28 protein-coding genes and 1 other RNA gene are annotated in these 26,128 nt (G+C 48.3%); 25 read left to right on the plus strand and 4 right to left on the minus strand.

The features are described 5' to 3' along the window. Positions 1-15 precede the first annotated feature (15 nt). The 7 genes from AC0THY_RS12235 (at position 16) to rnpB (ending at position 7,652) form a co-directional block, all read left to right on the plus strand. Positions 16-1,023: a deoxyguanosinetriphosphate triphosphohydrolase gene (locus AC0THY_RS12235; protein ID WP_489990882.1), complete on the plus strand. Its 1,008-nt coding sequence runs from the start codon at positions 16-18 to the stop codon at positions 1,021-1,023. A gap of 19 nt (positions 1,024-1,042) precedes the next feature. Next, positions 1,043-2,809 carry a DNA primase gene (dnaG, locus tag AC0THY_RS12240; RefSeq protein ID WP_489990883.1) on the plus strand — a complete coding sequence of 589 codons (1,767 nt, stop codon included), beginning with the start codon at positions 1,043-1,045 and terminating at the stop codon, positions 2,807-2,809. 72 nt (positions 2,810-2,881) lie between these two features. Further along, entirely contained in the window at positions 2,882-4,006 is a 1,125-nt protein-coding gene (gene rpoD, locus AC0THY_RS12245; RefSeq protein ID WP_489990884.1) for an RNA polymerase sigma factor RpoD, read from the plus strand. A gap of 15 nt (positions 4,007-4,021) precedes the next feature. Next, positions 4,022-4,714 (plus strand): tRNA (adenine(22)-N(1))-methyltransferase, encoded by a 693-nt coding sequence (locus tag AC0THY_RS12250; RefSeq protein WP_489990885.1) that lies wholly within the window; start codon positions 4,022-4,024, stop codon positions 4,712-4,714. After that, a complete protein-coding gene (locus tag AC0THY_RS12255; RefSeq protein WP_489990886.1) occupies positions 4,711-5,493 on the plus strand; it encodes a Nif3-like dinuclear metal center hexameric protein in 783 nt (260 codons plus the stop codon). Before AC0THY_RS12250 ends, AC0THY_RS12255 begins: the two co-directional genes overlap by 4 nt. 97 nt (positions 5,494-5,590) lie before the next feature. Further along, positions 5,591-7,246, plus strand: a complete 1,656-nt coding sequence (locus AC0THY_RS12260) for a uridine kinase family protein (protein WP_489990887.1) — start codon at positions 5,591-5,593, stop codon at positions 7,244-7,246. A gap of 59 nt (positions 7,247-7,305) precedes the next feature. After that, positions 7,306-7,652, plus strand: an RNA gene (rnpB, locus tag AC0THY_RS12265) — RNase P RNA component class A. Between the two features lie 109 nt (positions 7,653-7,761). Here rnpB and AC0THY_RS12270 read toward each other — a convergent pair. Next, positions 7,762-7,974 (minus strand): CopG family transcriptional regulator, encoded by a 213-nt coding sequence (locus AC0THY_RS12270; RefSeq protein WP_489990888.1) that lies wholly within the window; start codon positions 7,972-7,974, stop codon positions 7,762-7,764. A 134-nt stretch (positions 7,975-8,108) separates the two neighbouring features. On the opposite strand from AC0THY_RS12270, the gene AC0THY_RS12275 reads away from it, so the two are divergent. Continuing rightward, a complete protein-coding gene (locus AC0THY_RS12275) occupies positions 8,109-8,384 on the plus strand; it encodes a DUF6809 family protein (protein WP_489990889.1) in 276 nt (91 codons plus the stop codon). Between the two features lie 41 nt (positions 8,385-8,425). On the opposite strand, the gene AC0THY_RS12280 is transcribed toward AC0THY_RS12275, so the two are convergent. Together AC0THY_RS12280 and pyrB are read right to left on the minus strand one after the other, a co-directional pair. After that, positions 8,426-8,860 carry an aspartate carbamoyltransferase regulatory subunit gene (locus tag AC0THY_RS12280; protein WP_489990890.1) on the minus strand — a complete coding sequence of 145 codons (435 nt, stop codon included), beginning with the start codon at positions 8,858-8,860 and terminating at the stop codon, positions 8,426-8,428. Next, on the minus strand, positions 8,854-9,774 hold the full coding sequence (gene pyrB, locus AC0THY_RS12285; protein WP_489990891.1) for an aspartate carbamoyltransferase: 921 nt from the start codon (positions 9,772-9,774) through the stop codon (positions 8,854-8,856). The genes AC0THY_RS12280 and pyrB overlap by 7 nt, the downstream gene beginning before the upstream one ends. Positions 9,775-10,027: 253 nt before the next feature. Between pyrB and AC0THY_RS12290 the strand changes: the two genes are divergently transcribed. Next, positions 10,028-10,438 carry a PH domain-containing protein gene (locus tag AC0THY_RS12290; RefSeq protein WP_489990892.1) on the plus strand — a complete coding sequence of 137 codons (411 nt, stop codon included), beginning with the start codon at positions 10,028-10,030 and terminating at the stop codon, positions 10,436-10,438. A gap of 86 nt (positions 10,439-10,524) precedes the next feature. Here AC0THY_RS12290 and AC0THY_RS12295 read toward each other — a convergent pair whose 3' ends face one another. Further along, positions 10,525-10,914, minus strand: a complete 390-nt coding sequence (locus tag AC0THY_RS12295; protein ID WP_489990893.1) for a putative ABC transporter permease — start codon at positions 10,912-10,914, stop codon at positions 10,525-10,527. 62 nt (positions 10,915-10,976) lie between these two features. Between AC0THY_RS12295 and AC0THY_RS12300 the strand changes: the two genes are divergently transcribed. The 16 genes from AC0THY_RS12300 (at position 10,977) to AC0THY_RS12375 (ending at position 26,122) form a co-directional block, all read left to right on the plus strand. Beyond that, positions 10,977-11,789, plus strand: coding sequence for an HAD-IIA family hydrolase (locus tag AC0THY_RS12300; RefSeq protein ID WP_489990894.1), 813 nt, complete (start codon positions 10,977-10,979; stop codon positions 11,787-11,789). 66 nt (positions 11,790-11,855) lie between these two features. Then, positions 11,856-12,590 (plus strand): GntR family transcriptional regulator, encoded by a 735-nt coding sequence (locus AC0THY_RS12305; protein ID WP_489990895.1) that lies wholly within the window; start codon positions 11,856-11,858, stop codon positions 12,588-12,590. A gap of 256 nt (positions 12,591-12,846) precedes the next feature. Next, positions 12,847-13,497 (plus strand): cobalamin-dependent protein, encoded by a 651-nt coding sequence (locus AC0THY_RS12310; RefSeq protein WP_489990896.1) that lies wholly within the window; start codon positions 12,847-12,849, stop codon positions 13,495-13,497. Between the two features lie 46 nt (positions 13,498-13,543). Further along, positions 13,544-14,680 carry a uroporphyrinogen decarboxylase family protein gene (locus tag AC0THY_RS12315; protein ID WP_489990897.1) on the plus strand — a complete coding sequence of 379 codons (1,137 nt, stop codon included), beginning with the start codon at positions 13,544-13,546 and terminating at the stop codon, positions 14,678-14,680. Between the two features lie 44 nt (positions 14,681-14,724). Then, positions 14,725-15,660 carry a hypothetical protein gene (locus AC0THY_RS12320; RefSeq protein ID WP_489990898.1) on the plus strand — a complete coding sequence of 312 codons (936 nt, stop codon included), beginning with the start codon at positions 14,725-14,727 and terminating at the stop codon, positions 15,658-15,660. A gap of 19 nt (positions 15,661-15,679) precedes the next feature. Next, positions 15,680-16,426: a sulfite exporter TauE/SafE family protein gene (locus AC0THY_RS12325; RefSeq protein ID WP_489990899.1), complete on the plus strand. Its 747-nt coding sequence runs from the start codon at positions 15,680-15,682 to the stop codon at positions 16,424-16,426. 41 nt (positions 16,427-16,467) lie between these two features. Further along, positions 16,468-17,205, plus strand: a complete 738-nt coding sequence (locus tag AC0THY_RS12330) for a sulfite exporter TauE/SafE family protein (RefSeq protein WP_489990900.1) — start codon at positions 16,468-16,470, stop codon at positions 17,203-17,205. Positions 17,206-17,281: 76 nt separating this feature from the next. Beyond that, complete coding sequence (locus AC0THY_RS12335; protein WP_489990901.1) at positions 17,282-17,920, plus strand: hypothetical protein; 639 nt, start codon at positions 17,282-17,284, stop codon at positions 17,918-17,920. Between the two features lie 230 nt (positions 17,921-18,150). Further along, on the plus strand, positions 18,151-19,449 hold the full coding sequence (locus tag AC0THY_RS12340; RefSeq protein ID WP_489990902.1) for a bifunctional folylpolyglutamate synthase/dihydrofolate synthase: 1,299 nt from the start codon (positions 18,151-18,153) through the stop codon (positions 19,447-19,449). Then, entirely contained in the window at positions 19,449-20,000 is a 552-nt protein-coding gene (gene folE, locus AC0THY_RS12345; RefSeq protein WP_489994192.1) for a GTP cyclohydrolase I FolE, read from the plus strand. The genes AC0THY_RS12340 and folE overlap by 1 nt, the downstream gene beginning before the upstream one ends. A 5-nt stretch (positions 20,001-20,005) precedes the next feature. Beyond that, the gene (locus AC0THY_RS12350) at positions 20,006-20,488 is read left to right on the plus strand and encodes an HD domain-containing protein (RefSeq protein WP_489990903.1); all 483 of its coding nucleotides are present in this window, start codon (positions 20,006-20,008) and stop codon (positions 20,486-20,488) included. Positions 20,489-20,505: 17 nt separating this feature from the next. After that, positions 20,506-21,318, plus strand: a complete 813-nt coding sequence (folP, locus tag AC0THY_RS12355; protein WP_489990904.1) for a dihydropteroate synthase — start codon at positions 20,506-20,508, stop codon at positions 21,316-21,318. Positions 21,319-21,321: 3 nt separating this feature from the next. After that, positions 21,322-22,137, plus strand: coding sequence for a 2-amino-4-hydroxy-6-hydroxymethyldihydropteridine diphosphokinase (folK, locus tag AC0THY_RS12360; RefSeq protein ID WP_489990905.1), 816 nt, complete (start codon positions 21,322-21,324; stop codon positions 22,135-22,137). Then, positions 22,130-23,260, plus strand: coding sequence for a prephenate dehydratase (gene pheA / locus AC0THY_RS12365; protein WP_489990906.1), 1,131 nt, complete (start codon positions 22,130-22,132; stop codon positions 23,258-23,260). The genes folK and pheA overlap by 8 nt, the downstream gene beginning before the upstream one ends. Before the next feature lie 12 nt (positions 23,261-23,272). Next, entirely contained in the window at positions 23,273-24,568 is a 1,296-nt protein-coding gene (locus tag AC0THY_RS12370) for an ATP-binding protein (RefSeq protein ID WP_489990907.1), read from the plus strand. A gap of 33 nt (positions 24,569-24,601) precedes the next feature. Further along, complete coding sequence (locus AC0THY_RS12375) at positions 24,602-26,122, plus strand: Ppx/GppA phosphatase family protein (protein WP_489990908.1); 1,521 nt, start codon at positions 24,602-24,604, stop codon at positions 26,120-26,122. The last annotated feature ends 6 nt before the right edge of the window (positions 26,123-26,128 follow it).

The following is a 26,128-nucleotide window of genomic DNA, read 5'->3' on the forward strand; positions in this document are numbered from 1 at the left end:
AAAGGAGGGACTGCCATGACAATACGTGAAAAAGCAGAGCTGCGTGAGGAACAGTTTTTTAGTCCTTACGCCTCTTTTAGCACAAAAACCAGGGGGCGCCAGAGTGAGGAGGCCCAGTGTGACATTCGAACCGTATATCAGCGGGACCGTGACCGGATTCTTCATTCCAAGTCCTTTCGGAGACTGAAACATAAGACTCAGGTGTTTCTGCGGCCCCAGGGGGATCACTACAGAACCAGGCTGACACATACCCTGGAGGTGGCTCAGATTGCCAGGACCGTAGCCAGGGCACTGTGCCTGAATGAGGATTTGACAGAGGCAATTGCCCTGGGGCATGATCTGGGTCACACTCCCTTTGGACATGCCGGTGAGCGGGCGCTGAATGAGATATGTCCTCTGGGATTTGCGCATTATAAACAGAGCGTGCGTGTGGTGGAACTGTTGGAGAAGAAGGGGAAAGGGTTGAATCTGACCTGGGAAGTGCGTGATGGAATCCAGAATCACCGCACATCGGGAAATCCCTGCACTCTGGAGGGGAAAATTGTGCGCCTCTCGGATAAGATTGCCTATATCAACCACGATATCGACGATGCGGAGAGGGCGGGAATTCTGCTTGAGTCGGAGATACCGCTTCAATACAGAGAAGCTTTGGGATTTACCACCAGGGAACGGCTGAATTCCCTGATCCACGATATTGTAAAGCACAGTGAGGGAAAGCCTGATATCATCATGTCCCCCCATATGGAACAGGCCATGAAGGAACTGCGCGTATTTATGTTTGAGCATGTCTACCGCAACCCAAGGGCCAAGGGGGAAGAGCGCAAGGCCAGAAATATGATTCAGGCCCTCTACACATACTACAGTAAGCATCCGGATGAAATGCCTATGGAATATCTGGCCCTGATCGACAGAGGAGAACAGAAGGAGCGGGTGATCTGTGACTATATTTCCGGAATGACAGACCAGTATTCTATGGACAAGTTTTCAGAGCTTTATATTCCAAAATCATGGCAGGTGCAGTGACAGGCGAGGAGACAGTGAGATGTATTATCCAGAGGAATTAGTAGAAGAGATCAGAGAGAGAAATGATATAGTGGATGTGATTTCAGGATATGTGAAATTGCAGAGAAAGGGGAGCTCCTATTTTGGCCTCTGCCCTTTTCACAACGAGAAGTCCCCCTCCTTTTCCGTAAGTCCGGGAAAACAGATGTATTACTGCTTCGGCTGCGGGGCAGGGGGAAATGTGTTTACCTTTGTTATGGAATATGAGAATTATACCTTTCCGGAGGCGCTGAAGGTGCTGGCAGACCGGGCGGGAGTGTCCCTGCCGGAGCAGGAGTACTCGGAGGAGGCCAGAAAGCAGCAGGACCTCAGATCCAGAATCCTGGAGTTGAATAAGATGGCTGCAAAATATTTTTATTACCAGCTGCGCACTGAGAGCGGAAAGCAGGCCATGGCTTACCTGAAAGGAAGAGAGCTGACGGACGATACCATCAAGAGTTTCGGACTGGGCTATGCTAATAAATACAGCGATGATTTATACCGTTATATGAAAGGCAAGGGGGTTCCGGATGGACTCTTGAAAGAATCAGGGCTGATGAGTGTGGATGAGAAGCGGGGGATGAACGACAAGTTCTGGAACCGTGTGATTTTTCCAATCATGGATGTGAACAACCGGGTAATTGGCTTTGGGGGAAGGGTGATGGGGGATGGAAAGCCCAAATATCTGAACTCACCGGAGACGAAGGTGTTTGACAAGAGCCGGAACCTGTATGGATTAAACGTGGCCAGGACGTCCAGAAAGAAAAATCTTCTGGTCTGCGAGGGGTATATGGACGTGATCTCCTTGCATCAGGCAGGCTTTACCAATGCGGTGGCCTCGCTTGGAACCGCGCTCACTACCCAGCACGCCAGCCTTTTGAAACGGTATACAGGGGAAGTTATCCTCACTTACGACAGCGACGAGGCCGGAACCAGAGCGGCGCTGCGGGCAATTCCGATCTTGAAGGATGCTGGGATCACTGCGAAAGTGCTGCATATGGACCCCTATAAAGATCCGGATGAGTTTATCAAAGCACTGGGACCCGAGGCTTTTCAGGAGCGCATTGACCAGGCGGAGAATAGCTTTTTGTTTGAGCTTATGGCCCTGGAGAAAGAGTATGATTTAAAAGATCCGGAGAGCAAGACCGCGTTTTTTAACAGAACAGCAGCCAAGCTTGTGGAGTTTGAAGAGGAGCTGGAGCGGGAAAACTATATAGAGGCAGTGGCCGCAAAGTATCGTATTGGATTTGATAGTCTGCGCAGACTGGTAAACCGGACTGCACTAAAGGGAGTTTCAAGGGCGGAGGCAAAGCCTGTGAGGGAGAGAAAGACTCCCGAAAAAGAGGATGGAATGAAAAAGTCCCAGAAGCTGCTTTTGACCTGGCTGATAGAGTGCAGAGGATTGTATGACAAGATCAAAGACTATATCGGTCCGGAGGACTTTACAACAGATCTCTACCGCCAGGTGGCCGGACTTCTCTTTGAACAGCTAAAGCAGGGACAGGTGATGCCCGCAAAGATCATAAATCACTTTATGGATCAGGAACAGCAGAGAGAGGCAGCCTCCCTATTTAACACTACAATTCCGGTAAAGACTAAGGAGGAGATGGAGAAGGCAGTCCACGAAACCATATGCCGCGTCATGGAGAACAGTATTGAATACAAAACAACCAACTTAGATCCCACGGATATAGCAGGGCTGCAGCAGGTGGTAACCGGGAAAAGACAGCTGGAGGCGCTTAGGAGACTGCATATTTCCCTGGATTAGGGATAGAATACTAACAACTTCGACAGAGTGCGTAAGCATCTAAGACAGCAGTTATGAAAGGACGGTATGCGGATGGAAGGACAGGCAGTGAGCTTTGAACAGAGAATAAAAGAGCTTAAGGAATATGCAAAGAAGAAAAAGAATGTTCTGGAATATCAGGAACTGATGGATTTCTTTCATGACATTTCGTTGACAGAAGAACAGTGCGACACCATTTTTGAGGAGATGGAGAATGCTGGGGTGGATATCCTGAAGATCTCGGAAAAGGAAGAGGATGTACTTCTGCCAGGCGAAGAGGAAGAGCCCCTGATGCTGGAGGAAGAGGAAATTGATCTGAGCAAGGAGGATCTCACAGTCCCCGAAGGAATTGGGACAGATGACCCCGTGCGCATGTATCTCAAGGAAATCGGAAAAATCCCCCTTCTCTCCCCAGAGGAGGAGATTGAACTATCCAAAAGGATGGAGGAGGGGGATGAACAAGCCAAACAGAAGCTGGCGGAGGCAAATCTGCGTCTGGTGGTAAGTATCGCAAAGCGCTATGTGGGCAGAGGCATGGTGCTGCTGGATCTGATACAGGAGGGGAACCTGGGACTGATCAAAGCAGTGGACAAGTTTGATTACCAGAAGGGTTTTAAGTTCAGCACCTACGCAACCTGGTGGATTCGTCAGGCGATCACCAGATCCATAGCGGACCAGGCTCGCACGATCCGGATACCGGTACACATGGTGGAGACCATCAATCGGACTATCCGCGTATCCCGTCAGCTCACACAGGAAATGGGGAGGGAACCTCAGCCTGAAGAAATCGCCAAGGTCATGGGGATTCCCACGGAGAGAGTAAGAGAGATTCTAAAGGTTTCCCAGGAACCGGTTTCCCTGGAAACACCCATCGGTGAGGAGGATGACAGCCATCTCGGGGATTTTATCCAGGATGACAATATTCCAGTACCTGCGGAGGAGGCTGCCTACACACTGCTGCGGGAGCAGTTGGGGGAGGTCATGGAGACTCTGACTGACCGGGAACAGAAAGTGCTGAGGCTGCGTTTCGGACTGGATGACGGCAGGGCCAGGACCCTGGAGGAAGTGGGACAGCAGTTCAATGTTACCAGGGAGCGAATCCGCCAGATTGAGGCCAAGGCCCTCAGAAAACTGCGCCATCCCAGCCGCAGCCGGAAGCTGAAAGACTATTTGGATTAAGTGAGGAGTATAAGGATGCAGTTATCAGAGAGATTACAAGCAGTTTCCCAGATGGTAACTTCCGGCAGCCGTCTGGCGGATGTCGGAACAGACCATGGGTACATACCGCTTTCACTGGTGATGGAAGGGCGGGTTCCTGGGGCGATAGCGATGGATATCAATCAGGGGCCTCTTCTTAGGGCCAAGGAGAACATCGCGCGCTATGGCCTGGAGGACAGGATACAGACAAGGATTTCGGACGGCGTGAAATCCCTGGGTGATGGAGAAGCGGACAGCGTGGTGGTGGCCGGCATGGGCGGCTGGCTGGTGATACATATATTGACAGAGGGAAGGAAGGCGCTTAAGACAGTACAGGAGCTGATTCTTCAGCCCCAGTCGGATCTGGAACAGGTGCGCCGGTTTCTGCAGAGGGAGGGATATCAGATCCAGGAGGAAGACATGGTGCTGGAGGATGGCAAATTTTATCCCATGATGCGTGTGGTTCATGGATATATGGAAGAACTCACAGACATAGAATATAAGTATGGCCCCCATCTGCTGGCCATGCGACATCCCTGCCTCAAAAAATATCTGGAGCGGGAGGAGACAGCCTATGAAAATATACGCAGAACCCTCCAAAAAAGCGGCAGTGAGCATTCAGGGCGAAGGCTTTTGGAGATAGAGAAAGAGCTGGAACAGGTCAGACGTGCAAAGGAGGAATTTAGATGAAATGCAGAGACATTATTGAGCGATTGGAAGAGACATATCCCAGATATCTGGCGGCACCCTGGGACAATCCGGGACTTTTGGCAGGCAGGAGGGACAAAGAAATTGAAAACGTATACATTGCACTGGACGCCACAAAGAAAGTGATCAGGGATGCCATAGCTGTGGGAACAGACCTGCTTTTAACCCATCATCCCATGCTGATGGGCCCAGTGAAGTCGGTCAATACAGATGATTTCACAGGGCAGCGTCTGGTGGAGCTGATTCAAAAAGACATCTCCTATTATGCCATGCACACCAACCACGATGTGGTTACCATGGCTCCCCTGGCAGCCGGGATGCTGAAGCTTCAGGATACGGCGGTGCTGGAGGTGACCTATCGGGAAGAAGGCCGGGAGGAAGGATTTGGAAGAGTCGGGAAACTTCCACGGGCCATGACTCTGAGGGAATGCGGGGAGTATGTAAAAGAGATCTTTGGGTTGGAGACAGTAAAGATCTTTGGAAATCTGGAGGATCGGGTGAGCCTTGCGGCAGTCTCGCCGGGATCAGGCAAGAGCATGGTGGAATCATCCGTAAAGGCGGGCGTGGATGTTCTGATCAGCGGTGACTTTGGACATCACGACGGGATAGACGCAGTGATGCAGGGGGTGTCTGTGATTGACGCGGGGCATTATGGCCTGGAGCATATTTTTATTGGACAGATGTCAGAATTCATAAGGGCAGAGTTTCCCCAGCTTCAGGTATATTGTGAGGAGACAGAGAACCCTTTTAAAGTGATTTAGAGGTAACTATTCTTGAGCAAAAAGTGCGGAGAAATCCGTAGGCATCAGGGGTCAAATACTTTTAACCCCAACATCTTATAAAAGGAGGCAGAAGGATATGGCTCAGGTGAGAATTGGCAGTGAAGTGAGGGAGTATCCCATAGGCACGCGGTTTGAGGAGATTGCCAAGGAATATCAGCATACAATGGAGAATGACATCGTACTGGTGTGGGAGAACAATAGGCTTCGGGAGCTTCACAAATGTGTGACAGAGGACTGCAGCCTAGCCTTTCTAACCACAGGCGACAAGATGGGATTTAACGCATACCGCAGAAGTATGAGCATGTTGATGGTAAAAGCAGTGTATCACGAGGGCGGTCACGACCACATTGAAAAGGTGGGCGTGCATTTTGCGGTGAGTGGGGGCCTTTACTGTACCATACAGGGAGATATCTGTCTGGATCAGACCTTTCTGGATAAAGTAAAGGCATACATGATGAGGATTGTCAGAGAAGGGTTGCCCATAGACAAGAAGAGCGTCAACACAGATGAGGCGATCAGTCTGTTTCAAAAATATGGGATGAGGGATAAAGAAAAGCTTTTCCACTATCGCAGAGTGTCTAAAGTAAACATCTACAGCATTGACGATTTTGAGGATTACAATTACGGATTTATGGTTCCGAATACCTGCTATCTGAAATACTTTGACCTGAAGCTCTATGGCGGAGGATTTGTGCTTTTACTGCCCACCATAAAAGCCCCCAAGATCGTTCCGGCTTTTAAGCCTCAGCGTAAGATTTTTCAGGTTCAAAAGGAATCTCTGGAATGGGGGGAGAAGCTGGAAGTTCCCACAGTGGGTGCGCTCAATGACTATATTGTACACAAGAATATCCATGAACTGATTCTGATTCAGGAAGCACTCCAGGAGCGGAAAATCTCAGACATTGCAGTGAAAATTGCACAGGACCCTGGCAGGAAGCTGGTGCTCATCGCAGGTCCCTCCTCCTCGGGAAAGACTACCTTTTCCCACAGACTCTCAATTCAGCTGGCAGCACATGGGCTGACGCCCCATCCCATTGCGGTGGATGATTATTTTGTGGACCGGGACAGAACCCCCCTGGATGAGGATGGAAAGCATAACTTCGAATGCCTGGAGGCCATTGATGTGGAGCTGTTTAACCGGGACATGAACGCCCTGCTGGCAGGGGAGGAGGTGGAACTGCCCACCTACAATTTCAAGACCGGAAAGCAGGAGTACAGGGGGCGCAGAAAAAAACTGGGCGGTGGAGATATCCTGGTAATTGAGGGGATACATGGCCTGAATGAGCGTCTCACCTACAGTCTGCCGGCGAAAAATAAGTTTAAGATCTACATCAGCGCCCTGACCCAGCTCAACATCGATGAGCATAACCGCATCCCCACCACGGACGGACGTCTGCTGCGCAGAATTGTGAGGGATGCCAGGACCAGGGGAACCATAGCAAAGGATACCATAGCCATGTGGTACTCTGTGCGCAGGGGTGAGGAGTCCTACATCTTCCCCTACCAGGAGGAGGCGGATGTGATGTTTAACTCTGCTCTGATTTATGAGCTGGCTGCCCTGAAGATCTATGCAGAGCCTCTTCTTTTTAGCATCGGAAAGAATGAACCCGAGTATCAGGAGGCCAAGAGGCTGCTAAAATTCTTGGATTATTTTGTGGGAATTCCGGATGACAGCATACCAACCAATTCGATTTTAAGGGAATTTGTAGGGGGAGGGTGCTTTCAATTATAAATTATAAATTATAAATTGACAGGCTTCCCGGGAAGTGATAGAGTTATACTGGTACAGCGTTAGTAGAACAGATGAGCGCGGCTGGCAGGCCGAAAGGTGCCAGGCGAGGAAAGTCCGGGCTTCACAGGGCAGGATGCCGGATAACGTCCGGTGGAGGCGACTCCAAGGAAAGTGCAACAGAAATGAACCGCCGCATAGAAACGCGGTAAGGGTGGAAGGGCAGTGTAAGAGACTACCGCCTTCCTGGTAACAGGAGGGGCATATGTAAACCCCATCCGAAGCAAGACCGAATAAAAGCATATGGCGGCCCGTCAGCTTTAGGTAGGTTGCTTGAGCCTGCTGGCAACAGCAGGCCTAGATAGATGCTCATCCACGACATAACCCGGCTTACCGTTCTGCTTACATTCATGGTGGTGTCCGCGTTAGCGGGCACGGCCGTTTACGATACAGGGGGTATGGCAAAAATAGCTTATATTTAACTATTTTGCCATACCCCCTGTATCTATAAAATATCCCTATTGGGAACTCTCTTTACCCGGAACAAACTCCAGATTGTCCAGCGCATACTGAAGTGCCATATTTATCAATTCATTGCGTGAACGGCCGCTGTCGCTGGCTAATACATCGTATTGTGCCTGCAAGCTTTCACTGATACGAATGGTCATAGTAACCGATGAACTATCCTTTGCCTCCCGGTTTTTTGGACGGACAATAAACTTCTCTCCCATTTTGCACCTCCTGTACTACAAAGTATAATGGCTTTTTGTTGACATTCCTATACCACAAGTTTATAATTCATTAACGAATACATTTAAAACACATAGTAGAATACAAATATGTAACACAAAATGGAGGAGATGTTATGAAGAGTATTATTGAAGAATTGTACAACGGTGACCTGTATCCAGGAGAACGGTATAAATCCATTCATCGGCGTTACTACCAGAATAAGGAGGAGGCGTTCCGGGGTTATGAGGCCTTTTCAAAAAAATTGGATGAGGAGAGGGCAGAAGAGTTTAAGGCTATTATGGACAGGCATTTGGAAGTGCTGACGCTGGAGATGGAAAAGAACTTTTCAGATGGTTTCCGGCTGGGGGTCAGGCTAATGTGTGAAGTATTTATGCAGGAGGGCAGATAACTATGTTTTCATAACTTACCGGGGCTTTTGGCCCCGGCTTTTTATACCCCTCTTTTACCGTATCTCTCTTCACAGTATTTACAGCGATAGACCTCTTTGTCAGGGTCTGTCAACACAAATACATGGTCCAACTCCTGTTCAATGGAAGTGATACAGCGTGGGTTTTTGCATTTGATAATATTTGTGAGCTTCTCAGGAAGCTTCAGCACCTTTTTATCCACAATTTTGGCATCCTTAATAATATTTACCGTAATGTTGTGATCGATAAAGCCCAAAACATCCAGATCCAGCATATCGATAGGGCATTCTACCTTGATAATATCTTTCTTTCCCATCTTGTTGCTGCGGGCATTTTTGATGATGGCTACACAACAGTCCAGCTTGTCCAGCTTTAAGTAGTGATAGATGGACATGCTCTTTCCAGCCTCAATATGATCCAGCACCACACCTTCATTTAACTGACCGACGTTTAACATACTTTCACCTCCAGCAATGTGAGAATCAGCGCCATACGCACATAGACGCCGTACTGTACCTGTTTAAAGTAAGCGGCTCTGGGATCTTCATCCACCTCCACAGAGATTTCATTGACACGGGGAAGGGGGTGGAGAACCAGCATGTCGGGACGGGCCAGGTTCATCTTTTCTTTGTCCAGTATATAGAAATCCTTCATGCGGACGTAGTCCTCCTCATTGAAGAAGCGTTCCTTCTGTACTCTGGTCATGTAGAGCAGATCCAGTTCAGGCATGACTTCCTCCAGTCGCTCCACCTCCTTGTAAGCATTGCCATTTTTCTCAAGAACATCCTCGCGGATATAGTCAGGTACCTTAAGCTCCTCAGGGGAGATTAGGACAAATCTTACATTTTCGTAGCGGACCAGGGCGTGGATGAGAGAGTGTACCGTGCGGCCGAACTTCAGGTCTCCGCATAGGCCAATGGTGATGTTTCCAAGGCGTCCCTTCAGGGAACGGATGGTAAGCAGGTCCGTCAGAGTCTGGGTAGGATGCTGATGTCCGCCATCTCCCGCGTTTATCACAGGAATGGAGGATTTCATGGAAGCTACCATGGGGGCCCCCTCTTTTGGATGTCGCATTGCGCAGATATCTGAGTAGCAGGATACCATGCGGATGGTATCGGAGACGCTCTCGCCCTTTGCGGCGGAGCTGGAAGCGGCAGAAGAAAAACCAAGTACATTGCCGCCCAGATTCATCATAGCAGCTTCAAAGCTGAGTCTGGTGCGTGTGCTTGGTTCATAAAATAAAGTGGCCAGTTTTTTTCCGGCACATGCATGAGCATATTTTTCGGGATTTGCCTCAATGTCATTGGCGAGATCCAAAATCTTATCCAATTCTCCCACACTGAGATCCAGGGGACTCATTAAATGTCTCATAGTCTTCTCCTTCTGTTGTTGATTCATAACTGTACAGTATCTTAACAGTTACGTTGACTCCATACTATTTATGGCTTTTTCCTATCATATACCAAATGGAAGAGAAATTCAAGATGACTTTTGCGTATTCATATTTCTTTTGCAATTGTGAAGGGAATCGTATATAATGATGCCAGGAGCACAAAGTGCGGAGAAATCTGTAGGCATCAGGGAAGACTCCCACCAATCGCAACTGATTTAGGGGAAAGACAGTATGAAACAGGGCGTAACTGCCCCAAATGGAGGAATGGACATGAAATACGTGGAGAAAAAAAGATGGGCCTTTCTGGGGCTTCCTCTCACCTTTACCACCTACACCATATCCGAGGAGTATGTGACCGTGGACTCGGGTTTTTTAAACAAAAAACAGAACGACTGCTATATGTATAAGATCGTGGATACCAGGCTGTGCCGGAGTTTTCTGGAGCGCATTTTCGGACTTGGAACAGTACACTGCTATGGAGGGGACGTGACAGATCCCACACTGACACTGACTCACATAAAAAATGCACAGGAGATCAAGAACTATATTCTGGAGGCTTCCGAGGAGGCAAGGCTGCGCAGAAGAACCATGAACACCCAGGATATTGCGGGACACGAGTATATTGATGATATGGAGCTGTAGAGATTTGCACAGAGAAGGGACGCTGCGATTCGCAACGTTCTTTTTCCTTGCAGAAAAATACTGCACAGGAAAGCTATTAAACTGACCTATGCAGCATCTCTTTTCAGCAGTTTTTCAAAAAAGAGTCCCACGGAGAACCACAGTGGGGCATAATCCAAACGAATCAGCCCTTTGTAATTAAATTTGCAGTCTGAGTAATTCCAGGGACAACGGTTTTTTTTCTTTAAGTAGCTGCCTGTTAAAAATTCTACCGCAAAAATGCAGAGGGCATAGATGGTGCCGCGCAGCACAAGGCCCTTGTCCTTTATGCGGCGGTAGAGAGGACCGATAAAAGCCGCCATTCCATAGATAGGAAACATCCAGAGGGAGGAGCGGCCAAATAGTTTCATTTCCCGTCTGCGGAAGGCCAGAAACCCGGTCCAGAGCAGTTCCATACACCATCCGCAGATGCCGCATTTTATAAAATTCCATTTCATAGGAAGAGTATGTGCCTTCCGACATGAAAATATACCTAAAAAGAGCAGGAGGAGAAATCAAAATGTTTGGTCTTGAAAATAAGAGACTTTTTCTGTTTGATATAGACGGCACATTGGCCGTCGGGGAGGATTTGTTTGAGGGAACAAGAAGGCTTTTGGAGTATATAGACCACATTGGCGGAAAAGCCTTTTATATTACAAATAACTCTACAAAAAGCGGGAAGGACTATGTAAAAAAATTTGAAAAATGGGGAATCAGGACAGAGGAGGAACAGTTTGTCACCTCAGGATACATGGCGAAAGATTATTTAAAAAAGCATTGTGCTGACAGGCAGATTTTTGTGCTGGGAACCGCCTCCTTTGTCCAGGAACTGAGGTCATGCGGACTGGACATCACGGAGGAGGTGACTCCGTGCGTCTCCTGTGTGCTCGCGGCCTATGACAGTGAATTGACCTACCGTAAGCTGGAACGAGCCTGTGAACTATTGGTGCGTCCCGATGTAGAGTACCTGGCCACCAATCCGGATCTCTGCTGTCCGGCGCCCTTTGGCTTTATACCTGACTGCGGTGCCATCTGCAATATGCTGGAGGCGTCCACAGGCCGCGTACCCCGTTATCTTGGAAAACCGAGTGCACAAGTGGTAGAACTCTGTCTGGAGCGCAGTGGAATTTCTAAGGAGGAGACCCTGGTGGTGGGAGACCGTTTATACACAGACATAGCATGCGGAATTGCAGCGGGGGTGGAGACATGTGTGGTGTTTACCGGGGAAGCGGACCGGAAGGACATTGTGCACACGCCCTATTTTCCGGATTACTGCGTAGAAAATGTGGGAGAACTTCTGGATAAATGTATTGACGTCTATACAATTGTATGATATGATAAAAATATATTGAAAAATGATAATAAACTATGCAAAATATACAAAAAGGAGGCGCTTGAATTGGACATTATTTTAGACAGAAAGAGTGTCGTGCCTTTATACTACCAACTAAAAGAACAACTTTATGATAAAATAAAATCAGGGGAGTTGCCCTCAGGCAGTCTGCTTCCCTCGGAGACGGAGTTATGTGATACCTATGGATTGAGCCGGGGAACCGTGCGTCAGGCCATCAATATGCTGGCTGAAAAGGGATATGTGACCAGAGAGCGTGGAAAAGGAACCTGTGTGCGCAGGCCGACTTTAAATCATGACCTTCTGGGAGATTACAGCTTTGGATTAGGCATTCGGAAGTTGGGCCTGAAATTGAAAAACATACCGCTGGTAGTTGAGGTAGTGCCGGGAAAAAGAAGAATTGCCGACCGGCTGGAGATTCCTCAGAAGGCTGACATTTTACATATTGCCAGAATCAGGGGAGCTGGAGATGAACCGTGGATTTATGAGGAGACTTATCTGGAATCAGCGGCTTTTCCGGGATTGGAGGAGAGCGATTTTGCAAATGAGCTGCTCACAGAGATTTTAGTTGAGAGATATCATGCCAGTATGGGCAGGATCGCAGCCTATGTGGAGCCCACGCTGATAAACGAAAAGTATGCCAAACTTCTCAATATGGAGGAAAAGCAGGCAGCACTGGTGATGGACCGGGTGATTTTTGGAGACAACAATAAGCCTTTGTTTTACAGTTATGCTGTGATTCGGGGGGACAGGTGCAGGTATTACTTTAATGTTACTAGATAGAATAAGGACAGATAAAGTTAGAATACTTTCTGTCCTGATTTAAAACATTTAAATGTATATACATTTAAAGGAAATTCGAAAGTTTTAGACAAGATTAGGGGAGAAATACACCACGTTGTAAGAGTTATGTTTATAGAGTTATTTATTTAGGAAGTAAATGTATAAACATTTAGATAAAGCAATACTGAGGCGGGAAATAAATATAGCAATATATTTATGATAGAAAACGCAAAAACAAGGAGAAGGAGGTAGTAGTATGGAGAATTATGATTTTCAGGAAATCATCGATGTAATCGTGGACGGGGAAAGCGATGACGCGGTGGAGCTGGTGGAAAAGGCATTGGATGCGGGGGTGCCTGCCACGGACATCATTGAGAGGGGCCTGGTAGTGGGAATGGGAATCGTATCCCGAAAGTACGATGAGAAGGAGTACTTTGTTCCAGATCTTGCAGCATCAGCAGATGCCATGTCCGAGGCATTGGAGATTTTAAAACCGCTGCTTGACCAATCGGCGGAAAAAGACAAGGGAACCATTGTGATCGGAGTTATCAAAGAGTGCAGCCAGGAGATTGGAAAGAATATCGTATCCGCTATGCTGAGCGGAGCGGGTTTCAAGGTGTATGACTTGGGGACAAATGTGGCTCCGGAAACATTTGTGGCTAAGGCAAAAGAGGTCAATGCAGACATCATTGCCATGTCCAATCCAATGCTTCAGACTACCAAATATCTAAAGGATACGGCGGATCTTCTGGTGAAGGAAGGACTTCGTGACAAGATTAAGATTACTGTGGGAGGAGCTTCCACCAATCCGGGCACAAAAGATCAGGTATGTGCGGATGCCTGGTCCAAGGACGGCAACGGATGTATCAAAGAGTGTGAGAGACTTATGGCAGAGTTGAGAGCGTAACCAGAGCGTCAGGCGTTCGATTATGCGAGTGAAGGGGGAAATTTACATGAAATCAAATGAGAGAATAGACCAGCTGGCTGAGCAGCTGCATGAAAACGTCAAGAATTCAGGGGACCAGATGACGCCTCTGGAGAGGTTTAACTGTGTGAATGTATGTCATGCAAAGCCAGACAGGCTGATGACTTGGGCGTTTTACAGAGAATATCCCAGATATCTGGTAAACTATACAGTGCGTGATTTGGAAACAGACTATCTGAAAGAATGTGAGTCCATGCTGTCAGGCTTGGTGGAGTTTGGATACGATACCATTTGGACAAACGTGGATGTATACTCTGTGATTCCGGAGATTCTGGGTGTTCAGATCGATATGATTGAGGATGCGGTATCTGTGCCCCAGGTGCCTGTGATAAAGAAACCGGAGGACTTGGAGAAGCTGAAGATGGTCGACCCGGAAAAGGATGGACGCCTTCCAGTGGTAATGAATACAGTAGCTCTGCTTAGAGAAAAAATCGGTGATATCTATCCCATTATAGGTCATCTGAGCGGACCAATATCCCTGGCATCTACTTTAAGAGGAGCCAGCAAATTTGTCATTGATATGAAGAGGCGCCCGGATTTTGTAAAAGATCTGCTGGATTACTGCGCGGATGTTATTATTGTAGTGGGAAAGGCTTTGCTGGACCGCGGTGCGATCGGCATCTCCATGGCGGATGCGACAGGTTCACCTTCCCTGTGCAGCCCGCAGCAGTACAATGATCTCTTTATGCCCGCATATGAAAAGATTCAGAAGGCATTGGCACACATGACACCTCCGGGAGTCCGCTGGCATTCACAGTCGGGTATCGACGAAGTAGCGGATATTGAGAACTTTGTAAAAGAGTCCTGCCAGGCGGGAAATACTGTGTTCCATGTGGCTACTCCCTGGTCCTTGAACTGCGATATCAAAGGAATCCTGGAAATTTTGAAGGAGTATGGAGCCTGCCTATGGTTTGGCATTGCTCCTGCAGCATTTGCAACTCTGACACCGGAAGAGATGGATAGTCTTGTGAAAGAATATATTGAGAAATATGCAAGAGGATATGAAGGCTATTTCCTGATGGGACCCAACATGCTCAATGACACTTCCAAGCCAGAGCTGGTTAAGGCGTGGATGGAGGCTATGAGAAAATACGGAAAGTGCTAGTGTTTCTCAGTGTCTGAAAAATGCAAAAGGAGGGTAGTAGATATATGGAAGCGCACAAAGACTATGATTGCTTTGAGAAAAAGTTTACCATCGGTAATGTATCGGTAGGAGGAAACTTTGGAGAGATTCCAACTGTTTTGATCGGCAGTATTTTTTATATGCACCACAGGCTGGTGAAGGATGCTGAGGAGGGAATCTTTGACGAAGAGAAAGTGACTTCGATTGTAAAAAACTGTGAGGAGCTGAGTGAAAAACTGGGCAACCGCTTTATGCTGGACGTAATCGGAAATACTCCAAAGGCGTTGGTGAGGTACATAACTTTTCTAAGAAGCATCACAAAAGCACCGCTTCTGGTCAATGCAACTCTGCCTGAGGTGCGGATACAGGCATTGCAGGAACTGAATCGCATGGGGCAGCTGGATGGTATTATATACAACTCCATCAATGCCTTCAGTACGGAGGAGGAGCTGCAGGCATTGGCCAAACTGCCCATTGATGCAACTATTATTCAGGCATACAATACGGGCAGTAAAAAACCGGATGGGCCGTTAAAAACACTCACGGGGACATCCAAAAAAGAAGGATTCCTGGAAAAGGCAAAGAGAGCAGGGATGACAAAAGTCATGGTGGATATTCCCACATTGGATATGTCCAGTATCGGAATGATACCGCATGCAGGTGTGTGCATAAAAGAGGAACTGGGGCTTCCAGTGGGAACAGCTCCATCCAACGCTACCTATGCCAGCCCCTGGTTTCGGAATAAAGAAAATATCAGCACAGAGCAGTTTCGAGCAGTAGATGCGACGGTCAGTTCGTATCTCGCGGCGATGGGATGTAACTTTTTGTTTATCGGACCTGTTGAGGGCTATCGGTGGATTCTGCCTGCTACAGCGGCAGTGAATGCATTTCATGTATACGGTATGCGGTCGCAGGGCGTGAAGCCGGAGACGGAGGACCATCCGATGTTCAGGGTGCTGTAGAGCGCAGGAGGTGTAGACAGTGTCGACAGTATTGGTAGTTATTTTTGTTTTTATTATTGCATTTGCGGGGGCTTTTGTACAGGGGATTACAGGCTTTGGTTCGGCTATGGTATGGATGTCATTCCTTCCCCTGGTAATTGATTTAGGAGATGCATCGGCCATTGTACCGATCATGCTGACTATTATTGGTATTCAGATGACCATTCAGCTTCACAAACACATTAACTGGAAAATGAGTGTGGTTCCTTTGATTGTTTCCATGATCAGTACAGGTATCGGTGCCTGGATCATGAGCTTTACAACAACAAAAACCATGCAGATTATTTTGGGCATCTTCCTGATCATTGTGGGCATCTACTTTTTTGCCACGAGAAAGAAAAAAATTGTGATCAAGCCGACTCCGGTAAACGGAGGGATCGCAGGACTTGTTGCCGGAGTTTTTACCGGCCTGCTGAACATCGGTGGTCCTCCTCTGGCGATCTATTACAATGCTGCTGCGGAGTCACCGCTTCAGTATAAGGCATGTATTGAATTTAACTTTTTCATCATGTACGGTTGGGCGGCCATCTTAAAAGCTACCCAGGGTGCATACACCGCTCAGACTTTGGAGTACTGCATACCTGGAATCATTGCAGTTCTGCTGAGCAGTTTCCTGGGGCTGAAACTGTTCTCCAAGTTTGACAAGAAAAAAGTATCTTATCTGGTATGGGGAATGCTTATTATTATGGGGGCTTTCCAGCTGTGTAAGGCATTCCAGCTTTTCTAAAGTAAAGACCGGAAAGAAGTTTGGAGGGAAGTGGGTACACTATGATATATTTACTGTTAGCCATAGCTGCCACTACCATCGGAACGCTTGTAGGAGTGGGCGGCGGATTTATCATCCGCCCACTCCTTAATCTGTTAGATGTTTCAAAGGGACTGGCATCCTTTACCTCATCCATCACAGTGTTCAGCATGGCGGTGACCAATTTGATACTATACAAAAAGCAGGGGAATAAGCTTCAGCTGAACAACATTGTCTATATGGGAATCGGAGGTATTATTGGAGGACTGGTGGGAGGCTCCCTGATGGCCTATGTGCCGGAACAAATCATCAATTCCCTTTACCTGGCAGCCATACTGGTAATGCTGGGATCTGTGATTGCAAGAGAACACATGGACCTAAAGCCCGTAACCAATCCGGCGGTCAAGGTGATCTTGGGAGCCTGCTGTGGTATGCTCTCCAGCTTCTTTGGAATCGGAGGCGGCCCGTTTTTGATGACGGTGCTTTTGGTGTTCCTGGCTCTGGACCCCAAGGAGGCTGCGATTCAGAGTATTTTGATTACCCTGCTGACAACCTCCAGCTCCATGGTCAGGTATACAATCAGCGGTTATATGGATTTCAGTTTGGCTATTTACTGTATCCCCGGAGGAATACTGGGAGGATTTTTGGGCAGAGCCGTTACAAAGCGCGTGAGCAGCAAAACGGTGCGGGCAATGTTTTACATTGTGTTGGTAGCGATTATGGCGGTGCAGATCTACACCGTATTTACAGGAGGGAAATAATAGTTACTGCTCAGACCGTGAGAAAATGATTCATGTGTGAACAGTAACCAATAATATCCGGAGAGGAAACGAGAGCATGGATCTTATCAAATCAACAGAATTTATACCTGATTTTGATCAGAGGAGGATATTGGAGGGAATCCAATGTGCCAGTGGCTCACCTTCCTATAGAAAAGCATCTGAAATGTACCATGTGGTTTTATCCGAACTGCTGGAGCGGGCGAATCCGCAAATCTGGATTAAGTATTGCGAGGACTGGACCATGCCTATTCTAAAGGAGAATGCGCAGCCTCATTCATCGGTCGCTTTATGCCTCATGACAATGGGCTGTAAAGTGGAGGAGTACCTCAACGAGTGTTTTATGGCGAGGAAGAGTCTGAAAGGTATCCTTGCAGACTTTATGGCATCCACCTATATGTTTCAATTAGACAGCCGGTGTCTGGAACTGGTGAGGGCTGAGTGCGCCATGAGAAAACAGGGCGTCAGGGAACGTCTGGAAGCTCCGGATCAGCTTCCCTGGGAAGCAGCGGGCAGGATTCTGGAAGAAATCGAGATGGAAGAGACAACGGGAATCACGGTCTCCCCCAGCGGTATTTTCACCCCACCCAGAACCCAGGCCTACATGCTGCTTCTGTCGGAAGATTCCGGGTGCTTTCACGCAGAGCACGACTGCACCAGATGCAGAGCCAGAGATTGCAGGTGGAGAAACCAGTAGTATATTTTGGATTTTTGCTTTTATAAATAAAAGTCCCGGTTTTTATTGAGAAATCAATAGAAACCGGGGATTTTCTTTGTGTCATAAAAGGTAACAGTTCAGACAGAAATTTACTGTTGATTCGATTTTTCTAATACTTGAAAAAATCAGGGGATTATACTATAATTAATTGTTAATCGAGATGGTATAATATATTTGAAAAATCAGCCATCAACTTAGATTGGAGTAACATGGATTACAGAAAGGCAAGAGTCTATTTAGATGAAATGGCTAAATACGGAAGTGTGCTTGGTCTTGACAATATGAAAGAGATGCTCAGGAGGCTGGGAAATCCCCAGGATGAGCTGAGATTTATCCATATTTCCGGTACAAACGGTAAGGGATCTGTCCTGGCCTACTTATCTACGATTCTGAAAGAGGCAGGATACCTGGTGGGAAGATACATTTCCCCAACCCTGTTCGCGTACAGGGAACGTATCCAGGTGAATGAGGAGTACATAGAAAAAGAACCTCTGGCCAGGCTGACAGGCCGGATTGCAGAGGCGGTGGAGAGCATGGTCTTGGAGGGATTGCCCCACCCTACCGCGTTTGAGATAGAGACAGCCCTGGGGTTTCTCTATTTTAGAGAGAGCCAGTGTGATGTGGTAGTTTTGGAGACAGGGCTTGGAGGCCTTGAGGACGCCACCAATGTGGTGCAAACCACGATTTTGGAGGTGATTACCTCCATCAGTATGGATCACATGGGGTTTTTAGGCAGCACATTGTCTGAGATCGCCGCAAATAAGGCAGGGATCATCAAGCCCCACACCACAGTCGTATCAGTAAAACAAAAGACTGAGGCAATGCGTGTCATTGAACGGACATGCAAGGAAAAGAACTGTACACTGCGCACAGCAAGCGCGGATGAGGCAACGGATATTGTCTTTGGATATGAGAGTCAGCGTTTCTCCTACAAGGGAGACAGCGGATTTGAAATTTCCCTGGCAGGTTCCTGCCAGATAGAAAATGCAGTGCTGGCCGTTGAGGCGGTTAAGGGATTGCGCAGCCTGGGATACGAGATAAGCGATGCCCAACTGAGAAACGGATTGAAAAAGACGAAATGGAAAGGGCGGTTCAGTGTGATCGCAAAGGAGCCGCTGTTTATCATTGATGGGGCTCACAACAGGGAAGCTGCGGAAGTTTTGGTGAAGTCCATAGAAATGTATTTTACAAACCGGAGAATATTCTATATAATGGGGGTATTCAGGGATAAAGAGTATGAGGAGATTGTAAAAAAAACAGTGCCGCTGGCTTCTCATATTATAACAATACAGACACCGGGAAATGACAGGGCGCTACCGGCAGAAGAACTAACCCGTGTGGTGAAAAAGTACAACCGTTCAGTGGAGACAGCGGAGAACATTGAAGATGCAGTACAAAAAAGCCTGTATAGGGCAAATAAGGAGGATGTGATCATTGCGTTCGGTTCCCTCTCCTTTTTAGGTGAGATCACGAGGGCAGTGACCATGGTGAGGAGCACAGAATTATGATAGATCAGGAAAAAATAAAAGAGGGTGTCAGACTAATCCTGGAAGGTATCGGGGAGGACACAGGCAGGGAGGGACTGGTGGAGACTCCGGACCGCATTGCCAGGATGTACACAGAACTGATGGGCGGCATGGAAGAGGATGCCGGAGTGCATTTGAATAAGAGATTTCATGTGGACAAGAATGAGATTGTAGTGGAAAAAGATATCGTCTTTTATTCCATGTGCGAGCACCATATGCTGCCTTTCTATGGGAAGGCTCATGTGGCCTATGTGCCAAACGGCACGGTTGTGGGTCTCAGCAAGATAGCCAGAACAGTGGAGGTTTTTGCAAGAAGGCTGCAGCTTCAGGAACAGCTGACGGCACAGATAGCAGATGCCTTTATGGATCATTTAAAGCCACAGGGCGTTATGGTTATGATTGAAGCCGAACATCTGTGCATGACCATGCGAGGTGTCAAAAAGCCCGGTTCCCAGACTGTGACAATGACCACAAGAGGTATTTTTGAGGGCAATACAGCTCTGCAGAATACTTTTTACCAAATGGTCAGGTGACAGCTATGGAGAGAGTGGAGCGTATTTTGGAGCACCCTACATATAGAGCCTGCCTTCAGAGGATTGAGGAGCTGGAGGCAGAGCGTATTTTTTGCGGCCATGACATGGCACATTTTCTGGATGTGGCACGTTTGGCCTATATTTTTAACCTGGAAGAGCACCTGGGAATTGATAGAGAGCGGATCTATGCGGCCGCTCTTCTTCATGATATAGGCAGGCACGTGCAGTATCTGGATGGCACACCCCACCAGGAGGCGGGGCTTCCCATCGCGGGAGAGATCCTTAGGGATTGCGGCTTTAGCGAAGGGGAAGAGGAGGAGATACTGGAAGCAATTGCCAGGCACAGGGACGGCTCGGTAGAGGGGGAGGCCTCCCTGGCCGGGATTCTCTACCGGGGTGACAAGATGTCCAGAAGCTGTTTTGGCTGCAGAGCCAGGGAGCAGTGCAATTGGAGCCAGGAGAAGAAAAATCTGAGAATAAGGTATTAGAAGGACGGCGAGCGAGTATGAAGATTGGAAACAGAATATTTGAAACAGACAAACACACCTACATTATGGGTATCCTGAATGTGACACCGGATTCCTTTTCCGATGGGGGAAGGTGGAATGATATGGAGGCAGCCAGGAGGCATACGGAGGAGATGCTCCGGGACGGAGCGGATATCATTGATATAGGCGGGGAATCCACGAGACCGGGATACCAGCTGCTCTCAGATGAGGAGGAGATTGCCAGGGTTTTGCCTGCCATTCAGATGGTAAAGGAAAACTTTGATGTACCCATATCTGTGGACACGTATAAAAGCAGAGTGGCGGCCGCAGCTCTGGCGGCTGGGGCTGACATGGTCAATGATATCTGGGGTCTGAAGTACGATCCGGCTTTGGCGGGCGTTATCGCCAAAGCCAAGGCGCCCTGCTGCCTGATGCACAACCGGGACAATACGGACTATGAGGATTTCATTCCGGATATGCTGGAAGATTTGAGGGATACAGTGCGAATTGCCGATGAGGCGGGAATCAGCAGGGACAGAGTGATTCTGGACCCCGGTGTGGGATTTGGGAAGGCTTATGCGAATAATCTGGAGGCCATCAACCGTCTGGAGGAGATGCACAGCTTAGGCTTTCCTATTTTGCTGGGGACATCCAGAAAGTCGGTGGTGGGCCTCACTTTGAACCTTCCGGCTGATCAGCGGGTGGAGGGCACCCTTGCCACCACGGTGATGGGCGTGATCAAAGGAGCAGCCTTTGTGCGTGTCCATGATGTGAAGGAAAATTACAGAGTGATCCGGATGACAGAGGCCATTCTGGGAAGGGGAGTCTGAACAATGGATAAAATTAAGATAAAAGATTTAGAGGTATACGGACATCATGGAGTGTATCCGGAGGAAACGGCTCTTGGACAGAAGTTTTTACTGTCCGCGGTTCTGCATGTGAGTGTCAGGGAAGCCGGCCAGACAGACGATTTGGCAAAATCCATCAATTATGGGGAGGTCAGCCATTTTGCAAAAGAGTTTATGGAGAACCACACCTATAGACTGCTGGAGGCTGTGGTGGAACGGCTGGCAAGGGCGATTCTTCTAAAATGGCCGCAGATCATTAGGGCAGACCTTGAGCTGAAGAAGCCATGGGCCCCTATAGGGCTTCCTCTGGATACGGTCTCTGTGGAAATCGAGCGGGAATGGCATACGGCCTATCTGGCGCTGGGATCAAATATGGGCGATCGGAGGGCGCATCTGGAACATGCGGTCAGGGCACTGGAAGCATGTGAAGACTGCCGGGTTTTGAAGGTTTCAGATTTTATAGAGACTGAGCCCTATGGCGTCACGGAACAGGATGCATTTCTAAACGGAGCATTGGCGCTGCGCACCCTTAAAACTCCCTGGGAATTGCTTGAGGAGATCCATCGGATCGAAGCAGAGGAGGGAAGAGTGCGCACCCTGCGCTGGGGTCCCAGGACACTGGATTTGGATATCCTGCTGTACGATGGCTTGGTGTTGGATTCGGAGGACTTACATATTCCCCATATAGAAATGCACAAGCGGGACTTTGTGTTGGCCCCCCTGGCCCAGATTGCACCTTATCTGCGCCACCCAATTTTACACAAGACCGTAGAGGAGCTAAGAGGAGAGAGAAATGGTTGATTTAAAGGAATTGCGAGAGCAGATTGACGGGATTGATTCACAAATTGTAGAGCTTTTTGAGAAGCGGATGGATGTCAGCCGCCAGGTGGCTGAGTATAAGATCGGAGCGGGGAAAAAAGTCTTTGACAGGGAGAGAGAGAAAGCCAAAATCAGCGCAGTGAAGGGGAAGGCACACAATGAATTTAACCAGCACGGCGTGGAGGAGCTGTTTTTGCAGATCATGGCTATGAGCCGTAAACTTCAGTACCAGCTATTGGAGGAAAATGGGGTGGTGGGGCGCCTCCCCTTCATAGCGGTGGACCGCATTGAGAGGGAGAATGTGCGTGTGGTTTACCAGGGCGTGGAGGGAGCGTACAGCCAGGCGGCCATGAAACAGTTTTTTGGAGAAAAGATTTCTTCCTTCCATGTGGAGCAGTGGCGGGATGCCATGGAAGCGATTGCGGAGGGCTCGGCGGACTATGCGGTTCTCCCCATTGAAAACTCCACAGCGGGAAGTGTTAACGATATGTACGATCTGCTGGTGGAGTTTGAGAACTACATTGTGGGAGAGCAGATTATCCGGTGTCAGCACAGACTTTTGGGACTTCCGGGGACAGAGCTTTCGGATATCAGGAGAGTGTACTCCCATCCCCAGGGACTGATGCAGTGCAAGCCCTTTTTGGAGGAGCACAGGGATTGGAAGCAGATTCCCCTGGAGAATACCGCAGTGGCAGCAAAAAAGGTGGCGCAGGATCAGGACTGCGCACAGGCAGCCATAGCCAGCGCATTTGCGGGAGATCTCTTTGGACTTGAGGTGCTGGCTGAGAATATTTTCAGCAATGAGGCCAATTCCACCCGGTTTATCATTGTGACAAACCAGAGAATTTTTCGCCGGGATGCGGGGAAGATCAGTATTTGTTTTGAGCTGCCCCACACCAGCGGTTCGCTGTACAATATGCTGTCCCACTTCATTTACAATAATATCAATATGAGCAATATTGAGTCCCGCCCTATCCCCCGCAGAAACTGGGAATACCGATTCTTTGTGGACTTTGAGGGAAACTTAAATGACAGCGCTGTGAAGAATGCGCTGAGGGGTATCCGGGAGGAAGCCATCAATCTGAAAATATTGGGAAATTACTAGAGAGGCATAGCTATGACGAGAATCAGTGAGTTAATTGTTTATAGAGAGTTTGAACAGGGACAGCTGCTGGAGGACATGACCTGGATCATGGATCACTACGATAGCGAGTATTATAATTTGGAGGATGTGAGGGCACTCTATTATGAGTGTGTTCATGGTTTGGTGGATTTGGCGGGCACCTACGGGTTTGACCGGAATCTGTGGCACGCGTACCTCACATACCTGCTGGTGAATAACGAGAATGTTTTCAGTACCGCCTGTGAGATCCACGGACCAGTGGAGGGCAGTATCAATGAGCTGGCCCGCCATGATTTTGAGATATTTAAAGAACTGTATGACTGTGACTTTGGGCCCATTGAGGAACATTTGGGTGCCTGCTGCTATGAATTGATATCCAGCTACCGGAATGTGAATGAACATAGTAAGATGTTCAACAAGCGCATCCGGGATCGGATCTGCGATCTGAGCGTAAAACTGGGACAGGCTGGATCTATTGAGGAGTTCACAGAGGATATGGTTGCCTTCTACAAGGATTTCGGGGTGGGGAAGCTGGGGCTTCACAAAGCTTTCCGCGTGGTTCACGACGAGGAGGGAGTCCATATTGTTCCCATTACCAATATTGCCCATGTGCATCTGGATGATCTGGTGGGTTATGAGATTGCCAAAAAGAAGCTGGTGGACAATACAGAGGCGTTTGTGGAGGGCAGAAAGGCAAACAACTGTCTGCTCTTTGGGGATGCGGGAACCGGAAAATCCTCCAGTGTGAAGGCGATTTTAAATCAATATTATGACAAGGGGCTGCGCATTATTGAGATCTACAAGCATCAGTTCCAGGATTTAAATGATGTGATTGCCCAGATTAAGAACAGAAATTATCGGTTTATTATCTACATGGATGACCTTTCCTTTGAAGATTTTGAGATTGAGTATAAATATCTGAAAGCGGTTATTGAGGGTGGACTGGAGAAAAAGCCGGAGAATATCCTGATCTATGCCACTTCCAACAGGCGCCATCTGGTCCGTGAGAAATTCAGCGACAAGGAGGAGCGCAGGGATGACCTGCACGCATCTGACACGGTACAGGAGAAACTGTCTCTGGTCTACCGGTTTGGGGTAAAGATCTTTTTCTGCGCGCCAGGCAAAAAGGAGTTTCAAAATATTGTCAGGGTACTGGCAGAGCGTTACGGTGTGACTATGCCTGAGGAGGAGCTGCTCCTTGAGGCAAACAGATGGGAACTGCAGCACGGAGGTCTGTCGGGCCGAACTGCGCAGCAATTTATAGATTATCTGTTGGGGCAGGTGGATTAGCCGTACCTGTTCAGCGGGAAAGGAGATGGTGAAATGGCCTATACTACATTTGCAGCAATTGACGTGGGGTCCTATGAGATCGGTATGAAAATTTTCGAGCTTTCCAAAAACAGGGGAATGCGGGAGATTGACAGCATCCGGCACAGGCTGGAACTGGGGAGGGAGGCATACACCACAGGCAAAATCAGCATGGAGAAGGTGGAGAATCTCTGCCAGCTGCTCATGTCTTACAAAACAATTATGGAGGGGTACCAGGTGGATGACTACAGGGCCTGCGCCACCAGTGCTGTGAGAGAGGCAAAGAACAGCCTGATCCTCCTGGATTACATTGAAAAGCGAACGGGAGTCCATATTGAGGTGCTCAGCAATTCGGAGCAGCGTTTTCTGGACTACAAGTCCATTGCATCCAGGGAAAATGAGTTCAATAAGATTATTCAAAAGGGAACCGCTATCATTGATGTGGGGGGAGGGAGTGTGCAGTTCTCCCTGTTCGACAAGGACAGTCTGGTAACCACCCAGAATATCCGGATCGGTAATCTGAGAATCAGGGAAAAGCTGGCTGGGGTGGAGAAAAACGCCGCCCATGTTGAGAACCTCATCGAGGAGCTGGTAAACAATGATCTGGTAAGCTTTAAAAAGATGTACTTAAAGGAGCGGGAGATCACAAATCTGGTCATTGTGGGGGATAATATCCGGGAGGTAGCCAGGGCTGCTTCTATTACCAGGGAGGAGTTCCTGCAGTTGTACGAACAGATTGTGCACTATACCATTGATGAGGTGACGGACCGGTTTGAGGTCTCAGCGGATCATATCTATATGCTGATCCCCTCACTGATTATTCACAGACGTTTTATCGAGGAATTTGGCATTGAGACCATCTGGATGCCGGGACTGGATCTGAGCGATGGGATGGCATATGAGTATGCCCAGAAAAATAAAATTATCCGGGCAGGACACAACTTTGACGAGGATATCATTGCAGCCGCCAGAAATATCGCGAAGCGCTATATGTGCAGCAAGTCCCATATCCGGGCACTGGAGGAGCTGGCATTGGTGATCTTTGACAAGACGAAAAAGCTGCACGGACTGGACAGGCGCAAGCGTCTGCTTTTGCAGATTGCGGTGATCCTGCACGGGTGCGGCAAGTACATCAGCCTTTCAAACGTGGCGGAGTGCTCCTACCGGATCATCATGGCCACGGAGATCATTGGCCTTTCCCATTCGGAGCGGGAGGTGATTGCCAATGTGGTACGTTTTAATACCCAGGAGTTTGACTACTACGAAAGCCTGAGCACCCACACGGCAGTGACCGAGGAGGAGTACCTGATCACAGCTAAGCTGACGGCCATTCTGAGAGTCGCCAATGCCCTGGACCGCAGCCACAAGCAGAAGTTCAAGAGCGCAAAGGTTCTCCTGAAGGAGGAGGAACTTTTGATCACAGTGGATACTCAGGAAGATATCACGCTGGAAAAGAGCCTGTTTCCGGAAAAGGCCGAGTTTTTTGAAGAGGTATTCGGCATCCGTCCGGTAATCCGGCAGAAGAAGCACCTGTAAAGGAGG

Source organism: Ruminococcus sp. 8Y-12 (assembly GCF_058119865.1).